This is a genomic window from Streptomyces sp. NPDC052052 (assembly GCF_040680455.1).
GTDB lineage: Bacteria > Actinomycetota > Actinomycetes > Streptomycetales > Streptomycetaceae > Streptomyces.
Window position 1 is genome coordinate 121,541 of record NZ_JBFAWU010000018.1, and the last position, 14,590, is coordinate 136,130.

The 14,590-nt window shown below is 69.8% G+C and carries 8 protein-coding genes; 2 read left to right on the top strand and 6 right to left on the bottom strand.

Annotated elements, in window-relative coordinates; genetic code table 11:
• Positions 1–15: 15 nt before the first annotated feature.
• Entirely contained in the window at positions 16–2,529 is a 2,514-nt protein-coding gene (locus tag AB0L71_RS22260) for a DUF3516 domain-containing protein (RefSeq protein ID WP_365245611.1), read from the bottom strand.
• Between the two features lie 139 nt (positions 2,530–2,668).
• Here AB0L71_RS22260 and AB0L71_RS22265 point away from each other — a divergent pair, with 139 nt between their 5' ends.
• Positions 2,669–3,460 (top strand): metal-dependent hydrolase, encoded by a 792-nt coding sequence (locus AB0L71_RS22265; protein ID WP_365245614.1) that lies wholly within the window; start codon positions 2,669–2,671, stop codon positions 3,458–3,460.
• Positions 3,461–3,671: 211 nt separating this feature from the next.
• Here the strand turns inward: AB0L71_RS22265 and AB0L71_RS22270 are convergent, their stop codons facing one another.
• The 4 genes from AB0L71_RS22270 to AB0L71_RS22285 form a co-directional block, all read right to left on the bottom strand.
• Positions 3,672–5,453 carry an ABC transporter ATP-binding protein gene (locus tag AB0L71_RS22270; protein ID WP_365245616.1) on the bottom strand — a complete coding sequence of 594 codons (1,782 nt, stop codon included), beginning with the start codon at positions 5,451–5,453 and terminating at the stop codon, positions 3,672–3,674.
• A complete protein-coding gene (locus AB0L71_RS22275) occupies positions 5,450–7,342 on the bottom strand; it encodes an ABC transporter ATP-binding protein (protein ID WP_365245619.1) in 1,893 nt (630 codons plus the stop codon). The genes AB0L71_RS22270 and AB0L71_RS22275 overlap by 4 nt, the downstream gene beginning before the upstream one ends.
• Before the next feature lie 258 nt (positions 7,343–7,600).
• Positions 7,601–10,552, bottom strand: a complete 2,952-nt coding sequence (locus tag AB0L71_RS22280; RefSeq protein WP_365245622.1) for an FAD-binding and (Fe-S)-binding domain-containing protein — start codon at positions 10,550–10,552, stop codon at positions 7,601–7,603.
• Positions 10,553–10,634: 82 nt separating this feature from the next.
• Positions 10,635–11,078, bottom strand: coding sequence for a MarR family transcriptional regulator (locus tag AB0L71_RS22285; RefSeq protein WP_365245625.1), 444 nt, complete (start codon positions 11,076–11,078; stop codon positions 10,635–10,637).
• Between the two features lie 140 nt (positions 11,079–11,218).
• Here AB0L71_RS22285 and AB0L71_RS22290 point away from each other — a divergent pair, with 140 nt between their 5' ends.
• Positions 11,219–13,030 (top strand): ABC transporter ATP-binding protein, encoded by a 1,812-nt coding sequence (locus tag AB0L71_RS22290; RefSeq protein ID WP_365245628.1) that lies wholly within the window; start codon positions 11,219–11,221, stop codon positions 13,028–13,030.
• A 344-nt stretch (positions 13,031–13,374) separates the two neighbouring features.
• Here AB0L71_RS22290 and AB0L71_RS22295 read toward each other — a convergent pair whose 3' ends face one another.
• Positions 13,375–14,511 carry an NAD(P)-binding domain-containing protein gene (locus tag AB0L71_RS22295; protein ID WP_365245631.1) on the bottom strand — a complete coding sequence of 379 codons (1,137 nt, stop codon included), beginning with the start codon at positions 14,509–14,511 and terminating at the stop codon, positions 13,375–13,377.
• Positions 14,512–14,590: the final 79 nt, after the last annotated feature.

Below are 14,590 nucleotides of genomic sequence, written 5' to 3' on the forward strand. Positions count from 1 at the left end.
ACCACGGTTGCTTTCTTACAGCTGACCGACGGAGACGACGCGGACGACAGCCCGGCCCTCCTCGTCGGAGGCGGCCAGATCGACCTCGGCGCTGATGCCCCAGTCGTGATCGCCGTTCGGGTCGGCGAAGGTCTGCCGGACCCGCCACAGGCCGTGGGCGGCGTCCTCGTCGATCTTCAGCAGCTTCGGCCCGCGGGCGTCCGGACCGGTCCCCAGGTCGTCGTACTCGTCCCAGTAGGCGTCCATCGCGTCGCCCCACGCGTCCTCGTCCCAGCCCGCGTCGCCGTCCAGGTCGCCGAGCTCGCGGACCTTGTCCAGCGCGGCCAGCTCGACCCGGCGGAACATCGCGTTGCGCACCAGCACCCGGAAGGCGCGGGCGTTGGCCGTGACCGGCTTCACCTCGTCGGCCCGCTCCTGTGCCTCCTCGGCGGTCTCCACCTCCGGGTTGGCGAGCTGCTCCCACTCGTCGAGGAGGCTGGAGTCCACCTGCCGGACCATCTCGCCGAGCCAGGCGATCAGATCCTGGAGGTCCTCGGACTTGAGGTCGTCCGGGATCGTGTGTTCAAGGGCCTTGTACGCGCTCGCGAGATAGCGCAGCACGATCCCCTCGGTACGGGCCAGCTCGTAGGTGGAGGTGAACTCCGTGAACGTCATGGCGCGTTCGTACATGTCACGGATCACGGACTTCGGCGACACCGGGTGGTCGCCCACCCACGGGTGGCTCCTGCGATAGACGTCATAGGCGTGCCACAGCAGTTCGCTCAGCGGCTTGGGATACGTGACGTCCTGGAGCAGCTCCATCCGCTCCTCGTACTCGACGCCGTCCGCCTTCATCTGCCCGACCGCTTCCCCGCGCGCCTTGTTCTGCTGGGCGGCGAGGATCTGCCGAGGATCGTCCAGCGTCGACTCGACGACGGAGACCATGTCGAGCGCGTACGAGGGCGATTCGGGGTCCAGCAGGTCGAACGCGGCCAGCGCGAAGGTGGACAGCGGCTGATTGAGGGCGAAGTCCTGCTGGAGATCGACGGTGAGCCGGACGATACGGCCTTCCGCGTCCGGCTCGTCGAGCTGTTCCACGACACCGCCGTCCAGCAGCGAGCGGTAGATCGCGATGGCGCGGCGGATGTGGCGAAGCTGCGCCCTGCGCGGTTCGTGGTTGTCCTCCAGCAGCTGCCGCATCGCCTCGAAGGCATTGCCGGGCCGTGCGATCACCGAGAGCAGCATGGTGTGCGTGACCCGGAAGCGCGAGGTCAGCGGCTCCGGATCGGACTGGATCAGCTTGTCGAAGGTGGTCTCCGACCAGGCGACAAAGCCCTCGGGGGCCTTCTTGCGGACCACCTTGCGCTTCTTCTTCGGGTCGTCGCCCGCCTTCTTGACGGCCTTCTCGTTCTCGATGACGTGCTCGGGCGCCTGCGCCACGACGAAGCCCGCCGTGTCGAAACCGGCCCGGCCCGCGCGGCCGGCGATCTGGTGGAACTCACGGGCGCGCAGCGTGCGGACGCGGGTCCCGTCGTACTTGGTGAGCGCGGTGAACAGCACGGTGCGAATAGGCACGTTGACGCCGACACCGAGGGTGTCCGTGCCGCAGATCACCTTCAGCAGACCGGCCTGGGCGAGCTTCTCCACCAGGCGTCGGTACTTCGGCAGCATGCCCGCGTGGTGCACCCCGATGCCGTGCCGCACATAACGGGAGAGGTTCTGGCCGAACTTGGTGGTGAAGCGGAAGTTGCCGATCAGGTCGGCGATCTTCTCCTTCTCCTCCTTGGTGCACATGTTGATGCTCATCAGCGACTGCGCCCGCTCGACGGCCGCGGCCTGGGTGAAGTGCACGATGTAGACCGGCGACTGCCTGGTGTCCAGCAGCTCGGTCAGCGTCTCGGTGATCGGGGTCAGCCGGTACTCGTAGCTGAGCGGCACCGGCCGGGTCGCGGAGCGGATCACGGACGTGGGCCGGCCGGTGCGGCGGGTCAGGTCCTCCTCGAACATCCTGACGTCACCGAGCGTGGCCGACATCAGGACGAACTGGGCCTGCGGGAGCTCCAGCAGCGGGATCTGCCAGGCCCAGCCGCGATCCGGCTCGGCATAGAAATGGAACTCGTCCATCACGACCTGGCCGATGTCGGCGTACTTCCCGTCACGCAGCGCGATGGAGGCCAGCACCTCGGCGGTGCAGCAGATCACCGGGGCGTCGGCATTGACGGAGGCGTCGCCGGTGAGCATGCCGACGTTCTCCGTACCGAACAGCTTGCACAGGTCGAAGAACTTCTCCGAGACCAGCGCCTTGATCGGCGCGGTGTAGAAGGTGACCTTGTCCTGTGCCAGGGCGGTGAAGTGCGCACCTGCCGCGACCAGACTCTTTCCGGAACCGGTCGGTGTGGAAAGGATCACGTTCGCGCCGGAGACCACCTCGATCAGCGCCTCCTCCTGAGCCGGGTAGAGGGTGATGCCCCGCGTCTCGGTCCAGGACGAGAAAGCCTCGAAAAGGGCGTCGGGGTCGTCGGTCGGGGGCAGCTGATCGATAAGGGTCACGCCCCCCATCTTGCCTGTCCTCCACCCGTATGCGGGAACCGGACGGCCGCATGAAGATCACGGACGATACGCTGCCCTCTCAACTCGGCCGTGCCGCACCGGCAATGGCAGCAGGACAAATTTGGGGGCGGAAAGAACCATGATGGGACCGGCACACTCTCTGTCCGGGGCGGCGGCCTGGCTGGGGGTGGGGGCGGCGACGGCCGCCGCCGGCCACGCGATGCCGTGGCCCGTCCTCGTCGTCGGTGCGCTGATCACCGCCGGCGCCGCGCTCGCCCCTGATCTCGACCACAAGTCCGCGACCATCTCGCGTGCCTTCGGACCGGTCTCCCGGGGACTCTGCGAGATCGTCGACAAGCTCTCGCACAGCGTCTACAAGGCGACCCGGGGCTCCCGCGACCCGCGCCGCAACGGTGGTCACCGCACCCTGACGCACACCTGGCTGTGGGCGGTCCTGGTCGGTGCCGGGGCCTCCGCCACCGCGCTCGTCGGCGGCCGGTGGGGCGTCCTGGCGATTCTCTTCGTCCATCTGGTGCTCGCCGTGGAAGGGCTGCTGTGGCGCGCCGCCCGGATGTCCAGCGACGTCCTGGTGTGGCTGCTCGGCGCGACCAGTGCCTGGATACTGGCCGGTGTTCTGGACAAGCCGGGGAACGGCTCGGACTGGCTGTTCACCGCGCCCGGTCAGGAGTACCTGTGGCTGGGGTTGCCGATCGTCCTCGGCGCCCTCGTCCACGACATCGGCGACGCGCTGACCGTCTCCGGTTGCCCGATCCTGTGGCCCATCCCGGTGGGACGCAAGCGCTGGTACCCGATCGGTCCGCCGAAGGGCATGCGCTTCAGGGCCGGGAGCTGGGTCGAGCTGAAGGTGCTGATGCCGGCCTTCATGGTGCTCGGGGGAGTGGGCGGGGCCGCCGCGCTGAACGTCATCTGACCACCTGCCGCCGACCCCGTTCCGGATCCGGTCGCGGGCCGCTGTGGCCCGGCGGCCGGATCATGGGGACCGGCCGGCACCGGACCCCTCACACGATCAGGAGGGCCGCGCCGCGAAGCCCGGAGACGGTGGTCCCGGTGACCTCGGGCCGGTCGATCGAGCCGGGGGTCCGTCGAGGCATGGAACCCGCACAGGAGGAATGCCTGCCTGCTCAGCCGTGCCAGGACCGCCACAGCGCCGCATAGGCGCCGTCCGCCGCCACCAGGTCGTCATGGCTGCCCAGTTCACTGATCCGGCCGTTCTCCACCACCGCAATCACATCCGCGTCGTGCGCGGTGTGCAGCCGGTGGGCGATCGCCACGACCGTACGGCCGTCCAGGACCCGGGCCAGCGAACGCTCCAGATGCCGGGCGGCCCGTGGGTCCAGCAAGGACGTCGCCTCGTCCAGCACCAAGGTGTGCGGATCGGCCAGGACCAGCCGGGCCAGGGCGATCTGCTGCGCCTGGGCCGGAGTCAGGGCCAGACCACCGGAGCCGACCTCGCAGTCCAGTCCGTTGTCCAGCGCCCTCGCCCAGCCCTCCGCGTCGACAGCAGCGAGCGACGCCCACAGCTCGTCGTCCCCGGCCCCGGCGCGGGCCAGCAGCAGGTTGTCCCGCAGCGAGCCGACGAACACATGGTGCTCCTGATTGACCAGCGCCACATGCGTACGTACATCCTCCGCCTTCATCCGCGACAACTCCGCTCCGCCGAGGGTGACTTCACCCGTGCGCGGGGCATGGATCCCGGCCAGCAGGCGGCCCAGCGTGGACTTGCCGGCCCCGGACGGGCCGACCAGCGCGAGGCGGGTACCCGGTGCGACGTCCAACGACACCCGGTGCAGGACGTCGAGCCCGGCCCGGTAGCCGAAGCGCACCTCGTCCGCCCGGACGTCACGGCCGTCCGGGACGACCTCCGCGTCGCCCGCGTCCGGCTCGATGTCGCGCACACCGACCAGCCGGGCCAGCGACACCTGCGCCACCTGCAACTCGTCGTACCAGCGCAGGATCAGCCCGATCGGATCGACGATCATCTGCGCCAGCAGTGCCCCCGTCGTCAACTGCCCGACGGTCAGCCAGCCTTCGATGACGAACCAGCCGCCGAGCATCAGCACCGCACCGAGGACCGTCACGTAGGTGACATTGATGACGGGGAACAGCACGGAACGCAGGAAGAGTGTGTAGCGTTCCCACGCAGTCCACTCCCGGATCCGCCGGTCCGACAGCGCCACCCGGCGTGCACCGAGCCGGTGCGCCTCCACGGTCCGTCCGGCGTCCACGGTCTCCGCGAGCACCGCGGCTACCGCCGCGTATCCGGCGGCCTCCGAACGGTACGCGGACGGCGCCCGCCTGAAGTACCAGCGGCAGCCGAGGACGAGCACGGGCAGGGCGATCAGGACCGAGAGCGCCAGCGGCGGAGCCGTCACCGTGAGGGCGGTCAGGAGCAGTCCTGCCCACACCACGCCGATCGCGAGCTGCGGCACCGCCTCGCGCATCGCATTGGCCAGGCGGTCGATGTCGGTTGTGATCCTGGAGAGCAGATCGCCCGTCCCGGCCCGTTCCAGCACACCCGGCGGCAGCCCGACCGACCGCACGAGAAAGTCCTCGCGCAGATCGGCCAGCATCTCCTCGCCGAGCATCGCACTGCGCAGACGCATCATCCGGGTGAAGACGGTCTGTACGACCAGCGCGAGCGCGAACACTGCGGCGGTGCGCCCCAGATGCAGATCTGCGACGCCCTCGGAAAGGTCCTGGACCAGACCGCCCAGCAGGTACGGCCCGGCGATCGAGGCGATCACCGCGACGGCGTTGAACGCGATCAGGGCGGCGAACGGCCTGCGGTGGCGCCGCAACAGTGTCCGTACGTAGCGCCGTACGGTGCCGGGGCTGCCGACCGGCAGGGTCGTGACCGACTGCGGTGCGGCCGGGTCATACACCGGTTCTGCGACGCCGATCATGCCTGTTCCTCGATTCCCTCGGCCGTTCCGGCCCTGTCGGTCGTGTCCTGAGAGGCCGCGACCGCGATCCCGTCCTCCGTCTCCCGGGTCACGACCGCCCGGTAGCGGGGATTCGTGTGCAGGAGTTCCCGGTGTGCACCGACCGCCACGACGGTCCCGCGGTGCACCAGCGCCACCCGGTCCGCGAGGTCGAGCAGCAGGGGCGAGGAGGCGAACACCACGGTCGTGCGTCCCTGGCGCAGTGCCCTGATCCCGGCGGCGACCCGGGACTCCGTGTGCGAGTCGACGGCGGAGGTCGGCTCGTCGAGAACCAGCACCTCCGGGTCGGTCACCAACGAGCGGGCCAGCGCGAGCCGCTGACGCTGACCGCCCGAGAGCGACCGGCCCCGTTCGGTGATGCGGGTGGCCATCGGGTCGCCGTCCGTGGCGACGGACGCCTGCGCCAGCGACTCCAGCACGTCGTCGCAGTGCGCGGCGGACAGTGCGTCCTCGGCGGAGACACGGCCGGACGACGGAACACCGAGCAGCTCGCGCAGCGTTCCGGAGAGCAGCACCGGGTCCTTGTCCTGGACCAGTACGGCGGTCCGCGCCGACTCCAGCGGGAGTTCGTCCAGCGGCACGCCGCCGAGCAGGACGGACGGCATCGTTCGTGACGCCGTGGTGCCGGGCGCGGAAGCGTCCGGGCCGGTCGCCTGCGCGGACTGTGCCCCGTCCGCTTCGCTCTGCCCGTCCACGTCCGGCTGGGCGTGTCCGCCGAGCCGCTCGGCGAGCCTGCCCGCTGCGTCCGGATCGCCGCAGACCACCGCGGTGAACAGACTGGCCGGGGCCATCAGCCCGGTGGCCGGGTCGTACAGGTCGCCCGACGCGGCGGCGTCGACGGTCGACGGCTGAGCCGCCCGGTGCAGCGACAGCACCCGGACCGCGCGTTTGGCGGAGGGCCGCGAGAAGGAGTACGCCATCGCGATCTCCTCCACGCTGCGCAGCGGGTAGAGCATCAGCGACACCGCGCTGTACACCGTCACCAGCCGGCCGACCTCGATCCGTCCGTCACGGGCCAGCATCGCTCCGTACACGACCAACGCGATGAGCAGAACGCCCGGCAGCAGCACCTGGATCGCGGAGATCAGCGACCACATCCGGGCGCTGTGCACGGCGGCCCCGCGGACCTCCTGCGAGGCGCGGCGGTAGCGGTCGAGGAACAGCTCCTCGCCGCCGATCCCGCGCAGCACCCGGAGCCCGGCCACGGTGTCCGAGGCCAGCTCGGTGGCCTTGCCCGCCTTTTCGCGCTGGAGATCGGCGCGTCGGGTCGCCCGGGGGAGGAGCGGCAGCACAGCCAGCGCCAGCAGCGGCATGAAGAGCGTCACCAGGATGCCGAGCGACGGCTGATAGACGATCAGCCCCGCACAGATCAGTACCAGGGCGGCAGCGGCGGCGGCGAAGCGGGAGAGCGCCTCGACGAACCAGCCGATCTTCTCGACGTCGCCGGTGGACACCGCGACCACCTCGCCCGCGGCCACCCGGCGGGTCAGCGCGGCGCCGAGCTCGGCGGTCTTGCGGGCCAGGAGCTGCTGGACCCGCGCGGCGGCAGTGATCCAGTTGGTGACGGCGGTCCGGTGGAGCATGGTGTCGCCCAGCGCCATCAGGACCCCCAGGGCGGCGATCAGGCCGCCTGCCCAGGCGAGCCGGCTGCCGGAGCGGTCGACGACCGCCTGCACCGCCAGCCCGACGGCAAAGGGCAGTCCGGCCAGGGAACACTGGTGCAGCAGACCCCAGGAGAGGGACTTGAGCTGGCCGCGGATCTGGTTGCGGCCGAGCCAGAAGAGGAAGCGTGGGCCTGACCGGACATCGGGATCGCCGGGATCCGAGTAGGGGAGATCGCGAATCTGCATGACGTCCCATGGTTCGGTGGTTCGGTTTGTCGGGTGACTGACTCAAACCGTCCAAGGTTCGCCCGGGACGCCCGGCGGAGCAATCGGTTTTCTGAAGGAAAGGCCCGTATCGCGCCATGGTCGCGATGCGCGGGGAGGACGATCCTGCACAGCAAAGCCGGGTGGGCTCGGTCATGACCGAGCCCACCCGGCTTGTGAGGACATCGGCGGGAACGTCGGCGGACCCCGCGAAGTCCTGGCACCGGAGCGCCGAGGTGATCAGCTCACGTCTGCGCCCGGCCGCGTGGCCCGCTCCAGCTCCAGGAGCACCGAGTAGTACGACTGCCCCGTGGCCCGGTCCATACCGATCTCGCACATCCGGTTGGCCGAGAGGTATGCGTCGTACTCCCGCGCGTTCACCTCGGCGGCCTCCTTCGCCGTCGCGGAGGCGGTCAGTTCCTTGTGGAGCATGCCGCGGTCGCCCGCGAAGGCGCAGCATCCGGCGTCGTCGGGGATCACGACCTCCTCCGCGCAGGCCTCCGCGACAGCGCGCAACTGGTCCACGTCGTCCAGGTGCTGCATGGAGCACGTCGGATGCAGGACCGCGGAATCGATCTTGCGGAACACCGTCAGCTCGGGGAGCAGTTCGTCGGCCGCCCAGACCAGGGAGTCGACGATGGTCAGCTCCCGGTGCAACTCCCGGTTCTCGTCGGTGAGATACGGCACCACTTCATCGGCGATGCCCAGCGTGCACGACGAGGCGTCGACGACCAGCGGCAGCTTCCCGCCCGCCGTCCAGCCCCAGGCGGCCTCCACGATGCGATTGGCCATCACGGTGTTGCCCTCCTCGTACCCCTTGGAGTGCCAGATCGTCCCGCAGCAGGTCCCCGCGACGTCGTCCGGGATCCACACCGGCTTTCCGGCCCGGGCGGAGACGGCGACGACGGCCTGCTGGAGCGAGGGGCCGTGATGGCCCTCGGGGCCGCCGAAGATGCGGTTCACACAGGCGGGGTAGTAGACGGCGCTCGCCCCGGCGCGGGTGGTGTGGGGCAGCTTCCGGGCGGCGGCGCCGGGAATCTCGGGCAGCCACTCCGGCATCAGATCGGGACGCACGGCCTTGCGGGCGAGGCCGGTGATGGTCTCCAGCGGTCCGTCGCCGAGTCGGTCGCCGATCCGGCCGGCCGCGGCGACTGCGAGCCGTGCCGCCGCCTCCACCGCCTTGAAGTTCTTCGCGGTGAGCGCCGCGATCCGCTCCTCGCGCGGGGAGTGGCGCTGGTGACGGAAGTCCTTCATCAGGGCGCCGGTGTCGATCCCGACCGGGCAGGCCAGCTTGCACGTCGAGTCGCCCGCGCAGGTGTCGACGGCGTCGTAGCCGTACGCGTCCAGCAGCTGCGCCTCCACCGGTGACCCGCCCTGCTGCCGCATCATTTCCCGGCGCAGCACGATGCGCTGGCGGGGTGAGGTGGTCAGGTCGTGGCTGGGGCAGGTGGGTTCGCAGAAGCCGCACTCGATACAGGGGTCGGCGATCGACTCGACCCCGGGAATGGTCTTCAGCCCGCGCAGGTGGGCCTTGGGGTCGCGGTCGAGGACGATGCGGGGGGCGAGGACCGCGTCGGGGTCGATGATCTGCTTCGTGCGCCACATCAACTCGGTCGCCTTCGGGCCCCACTCCAGCTCCAGGAAGGGGGCGATGTTGCGCCCGGTGGCGTGCTCCGCCTTCAGGGAGCCGTCGAAACGCTCCACGGTCAGACGGCAGAAGTCGTCCATGAACGCCGCATAGCGGTCGACGTCGGACGGCTTCGCGGCATCGAAGGCCAGCAGGAAGTGCAGATTGCCGTGTGCCGCGTGGCCGGCGACGGCGGCGTCGAAGCCGTGCTCCGCCTGGAGCGTGAGCAGGGCCGCGCAGGCTTCGGCCAGCTGGGACGGGGGTACCGCGAAGTCCTCCGTGATCAGCGTCGTCCCGGAGGGACGGGAGCCGCCGACCGCGGTGACGAATGCCTTGCGGGCCTTCCAGTAGCCCGAGATGACCTTGGCGTCGCGGGTGAACGCGTTGCTCACCGAGGCCACCGGTGTGACCAGGTCGAGGTTCTCGATGACGGCTGCCGCCGCCCGCTCGTACGCTTCCTGGGCCGCCTCGTCCGGAGCCCGGAATTCCACCAGGAGGGCCGCGGTCTCCTTGGGCAGTTCGGCCCAGTCCTGGGGTACGCCCTGGACACTCACCGACGCGCGCAGCGTGTTGCCGTCCATCATTTCGACGGCGATCGCTCCGGCGTCGTTGAAGCGGGGCACGGCGGCGGCGGCCGCGGTCAGCGAGGGGAAGAACAGCAGGCCGGTGGAGACGCGCCGGTCCAGCGGCAGCGTGTCGAACACGACCTCGGAGATGAAGCCGAAGGTCCCCTCCGAGCCGACCATCAGTCCACGCAGGATCTGTACCGGCGTCGAGCCGTCCAGGAAGGCGTCGAGTCGGTAGCCGTTGGTGTTCTTGATCTCGTACTTGGCACGGATCCGGGCCGTGAGCTCGGCATCCGCCTCGATCTCCGCCTTCAGCGCCAGCAGTCCCTCGCACAGCTGCGGTTCGGCGCGGGCCAGGTCCTCGTCCGCTGCCGGGTCGGCCGTGTCGACGACCGTGCCGCTCGGCAGTACGAAGGTGAGGGAGGAAACGGTGCGGTAGGAATTGCGGGTCGTTCCCGCGGTCATCCCGGAGGCGTTGTTGGCGACGACTCCGCCGACCGTGCAGGCAATGGCGCTGGCCGGGTCGGGGCCCAGCAGGCGGCCGTGCCGGGCGAGGGTGGCGTTCGCCCGCAGGATCGTCGTGCCGGGCCGGATGCGGGCCTGCTCGCCGTTGCCCAGGACCTCGATGCCCGCCCAGTGGTGGCGCACGTCGACGAGGATGTCCTCGCCCTGGGCCTGGCCGTTCAGGCTGGTGCCTGCGGCCCGGAAGACGACCTCACGGCCTTTGGCGTGCGCGTAGGACATGATCGCCGATATGTCGTCGATGTCCTTGGGCACCACGACGACCTGGGGGACGAATCGGTAGGGACTGGCGTCGGAGGCGTACTTGACCAGGTCGGAGACCTTCCACAGCACCTTGTCCGGCCCGAGCAGCTCGATCAGCTCGCTGCGCAGCGGTTCGGGCGTTCCGTTGGCTTGCCGATCGGGAACCCGGTCCAGGGATGCAGTGCGCACCGTGTCAGGGCGGAGTGCTTCCGGCTTCGGTTCCAGCAGTGGCATCTCAAGCTCTCCTCAGCGGTTCAGTTGGTACAGCGGCGGCACATGCCCGGAGATCCGGGGATGCGGGCGTGTGCGCACGGGTTCAGCATGGGCGCTCCGGCATTCCATTGACGAGGGCGGACAGCAGCCCGCCGAGCACCTCCCGCTGTTCGGCGGTCAATGGAGCCAGGATCTCCTCTGCGGCGGCTCTGCGCGCGTCGCGCAGGGATCCGAGGGTGGCGAGGCCTTCTTCGGTGATCTCGATACGGACCACGCGGCGGCTGTCCGGATCGGGAGCACGACGCACCCGGCCGCTCGCCTCGAGGCCGTCGACCAGGCTGGTGACGGCTCGCGGCACGACATCCAGGCGCTGAGCGAGGTCGGCCATCCGGGGTGCGCCGTCGTAATGGGCGACGGTGCGGAGCAGCCGGAACTGCGCGGGTGTGATGCCGATCGGCTCCATCTGGCGGCTCTGGATCCGCTGGAGCCTGCGGGTCACCCGCAGCAACTGTTCGGCGAGCACGCCATCGGCGTCGGAGGAGTCCATGCTCGAACCATATCAGGACATTCTGCATTGTGAACATAGGTAACAGTGAGCTATGCTCTCAAAGGTCTCGATCCGTGAGCCCCGCTCGCGGGCCGAAGCGCCCGTTCCGCCGAGATGTCGCACGTTCGACGAAGGAGCCCATGAAACCCGACGAAATCAACTGGACCCCCCCGCCCCGGGACGGCAGCCGCCCGCCCGCCGAGCTGCGCCGCATCCTGCGCCTCTTCCGTCCCTACCGAGGTCGGCTGGCCCTGGTGGGACTGCTCGTCGGCGCTTCGTCACTGGTGGCGGTCGCCTCCCCGTTCCTGCTGCGCGAAATCCTGGACACCGCCATCCCTCAGGGGCGTACGGGACTGTTGTCGCTGCTCGCCCTCGGGATGATCCTCACCGCCGTGATGACCAGCGTCTTCGGTGTGCTGCAGACCCTGATCTCCACCACGGTCGGCCAACGCGTCATGCACGACCTGCGCACCGCGGTCTATGCCCAGCTCCAGCGGATGCCCCTGGCCTTCTTCACCCGGACCCGCACCGGCGAGGTGCAGTCCCGCATCGCCAACGACATCGGCGGCATGCAGGCGACCGTCACCTCCACGGCGACCTCGCTGGTCTCCAACCTCACCGCGGTCGTCGCCACGGTCGTCGCCATGCTGGCGCTCGACTGGCGGCTCACGCTCGTCTCGCTCCTGCTGCTTCCGGTCTTCGTCTGGATCAGCCGCCGGGTCGGCCGCGAGCGCAAGAAGATCACCACCCGGCGCCAGAAACAGATGGCCGCCATGGCGGCCACGGTCACCGAGTCGCTCTCCGTCAGCGGAATCCTGCTGGGCCGGACGATGGGCCGGTCCGACTCCCTCACCAAGGGCTTCGCCGAGGAGTCCGAGAAGCTGGTCGACCTCGAAGTGCGCTCGAGCATGGCCGGACGGTGGCGGATGTCGACGATCGGCATCGTCATGGCAGCCATGCCCGCCGTCATCTACTGGGCAGCGGGTCTGGCCCTGCAGTCCGGCGGCCCCGCCGTCTCCATCGGCACGCTCGTCGCCTTCGTCTCGCTCCAGCAGGGCCTCTTCCGGCCCGCTGTGAGCCTGCTCTCCACCGGGGTGCAGATGCAGACGTCCCTCGCGCTCTTCCAGCGGATCTTCGAGTACCTCGATCTCCATGTGGACATCACCGAACCCGAGAACCCCGTCCGTCTGGAGAAGGTCCGCGGCGAGATCCGCTTCGAGGATGTCGACTTCAGTTACGACGAGAAGAGCGGCCCGACCCTCAGCGGCATCGATCTGACCGTCCCGGCGGGAGGAAGTCTGGCGGTCGTCGGACCGACCGGATCCGGCAAGTCCACGCTCAGCTATCTGGTGCCCAGGCTCTATGACGTCACCGGCGGCAGGGTCACGCTCGACGGCGTCGACGTACGCGATCTGGACTTCGACACGCTGGCACGCGCCGTGGGTGTGGTCTCCCAGGAGACGTATCTCTTCCATGCTTCGGTCGCGGACAACCTGCGCTTCGCCAAGCCGGACGCGACCGACGCCGAGATCGAGGCGGCCGCTCGTGCGGCGCAGATCCACGATCACATCGCCTCCCTGCCCGATCGCTACGACACTCTGGTCGGCGAACGCGGCTACCGCTTCTCGGGCGGCGAGAAGCAGCGCCTCGCCATCGCCCGCACGATCCTGCGCGATCCGCCCGTCCTGGTGCTCGACGAGGCCACCAGCGCCCTCGACACCCGTACGGAGGCCGCGGTGCAGGGAGCGATCGACGCACTCTCCGCCGGACGCACCACCATCACCATCGCCCACCGGCTCTCCACGGTCCGTGACGCGGACCAGATCGTCGTCCTGGACGGCGGCCGAACCGTCGAGCGCGGCACCCATGATGAACTCATCCAGCAGGACGGCCGCTATGCAGCCCTGGTCCGGCGGGACAGCCAACTGGCCCCCGCGACTGTGTCGGACTGATCGACGGGACCGTCCCGCAGGCCACGCCGGGCGGCGTACACGCGGCGACGCCGCCGCTCCCGTGGGACGGGGGGCGACGGCGTCGGGCGAAGCAATGGTCAGACGGGTGAAGCGATGGTCAGACGAGCCAACCCACGAAGTGGACGATGCCGGCGAGCAGGCTGGTGATGACGTTCATTCGGTTTGTCTCCTCGTACACGGTGCAAAGTGGGACGGCGCAGTCGCGGTCTGCAGCCCGACGCTTGCGCCCTGAAATCATCAATCAGCACAGCGGTGTTGAGAAGCGATCAGTGAAACGATCACGCGTTCCAGCGAACACCCGATCCCGTGTTCGTGTGTTCTGATCACGAGCTCGCGGCCGACACCGGTTCACCGGTCCCCTCCACCTCGGCCGCATCCACCCCGGCCCTGTCCAACAGCCGTGTGATCGCACGCACTGCGGTCCGCCCGGCCCGGTTGGCGCCGATCGTGCTGGCGGACGGCCCGTACCCGACCAGGTGGACCCGTTCGTCCCTTACTGCCTGTGTGCCCTCGACCCGGATGCCGCCGCCCGGCTCGCGCAGCTTCAGCGGTGCGAGGTGATCGATGGCGGCGCGGAATCCGGTCGCCCAGAGGATGACATCCGCCTCGACGGTCCGGCCGTCCTCCCATGCGACCCCGGTCGCTGTGATCCGGTCGAACATCGGCAGCCGGTCGAGCACCCCTTCCGCGCGTGCCCGTCGGATCGCATCGGTGAGCGGCAGCCCGGTCACGCTCACGACACTCTGCGGCGGCAGCCCGTGCCGCACCCGCTCCGCCACCATCGCCACGGCGGCCCGGCCCTGGTCCGTGTCGAAGGGGCCTTCCCGGAAGACCGGCGGCCGGCGGGTGACCCAGTAGGTCCCTGCCGCCACTTCGGCGATCTCCATCAGGTGCTGCGTCCCCGAGGCGCCGCCGCCGACCACCACCACGCGCTGCCCGGCGAACTCGGCGGGCCCCGAATAGTTCGCGGTGTGCAGCTGCCGCCCCCGAAAGCTCTCCTGGCCCGGATAGCGCGGCCAGAACGGCCGGTCCCAGGTGCCGGTGGCGTTGATCAGGGCGCGGGTGGCGTACGCACCCTCGGACGTCTCGACGAGCAGCCGCCCGCCATGGCCCTCACGTACGGCGGCGACCTCGACCGGCCGATGGACCCGCAGGTCGAAGGTGCGCTCGTAGACGTCGAAGTACTTGCCGATCACCTCGGACGAGGGGCGGCTCTCATCGGCCCCGGTGAGTTCCATGCCCGGCAGCGCGTGCATGCCATGGACCTTGCCGTACGTCAGCGAGGGCCAGCGGAACTGCCAGGCGCCGCCGGGGCGCGGAGCGTGGTCGAGTACGACGAAGTCGCGGTCGGGTTCCAGACCGACGCGCCGCAGGTGGTAGGCGCCGGACAGTCCTGCCTGCCCGGCGCCCACGACGACGACATCGACGATGCGCGCTGCGGCCACTCCGAAGTTGTTCACACTTCTACCAACTTCTTCGTGGTCGGAGATCTTCCCCCGTTCCGTTGCGGCTCCGTCGCCCAGGCCGGCCGTCGGGGCC

Excerpts from the sequence above, each read along its gene's own strand:
- AB0L71_RS22270 (WP_365245616.1), bottom strand. The coding sequence starts at position 5,453 with ATGATCGGCGTCGCAGAACCGGTGTATGACCCGGCCGCACCGCAGTCG.
- AB0L71_RS22275 (WP_365245619.1), bottom strand. The coding sequence starts at position 7,342 with ATGCAGATTCGCGATCTCCCCTACTCGGATCCCGGCGATCCCGATGTC.
- AB0L71_RS22285 (WP_365245625.1), bottom strand. The coding sequence starts at position 11,078 with ATGGACTCCTCCGACGCCGATGGCGTGCTCGCCGAACAGTTGCTGCGG.
- AB0L71_RS22290 (WP_365245628.1), top strand. The coding sequence starts at position 11,219 with ATGAAACCCGACGAAATCAACTGGACCCCCCCGCCCCGGGACGGCAGC.
- AB0L71_RS22265 (WP_365245614.1), top strand. The coding sequence starts at position 2,669 with ATGATGGGACCGGCACACTCTCTGTCCGGGGCGGCGGCCTGGCTGGGG.
- AB0L71_RS22280 (WP_365245622.1), bottom strand. The coding sequence starts at position 10,552 with ATGCCACTGCTGGAACCGAAGCCGGAAGCACTCCGCCCTGACACGGTG.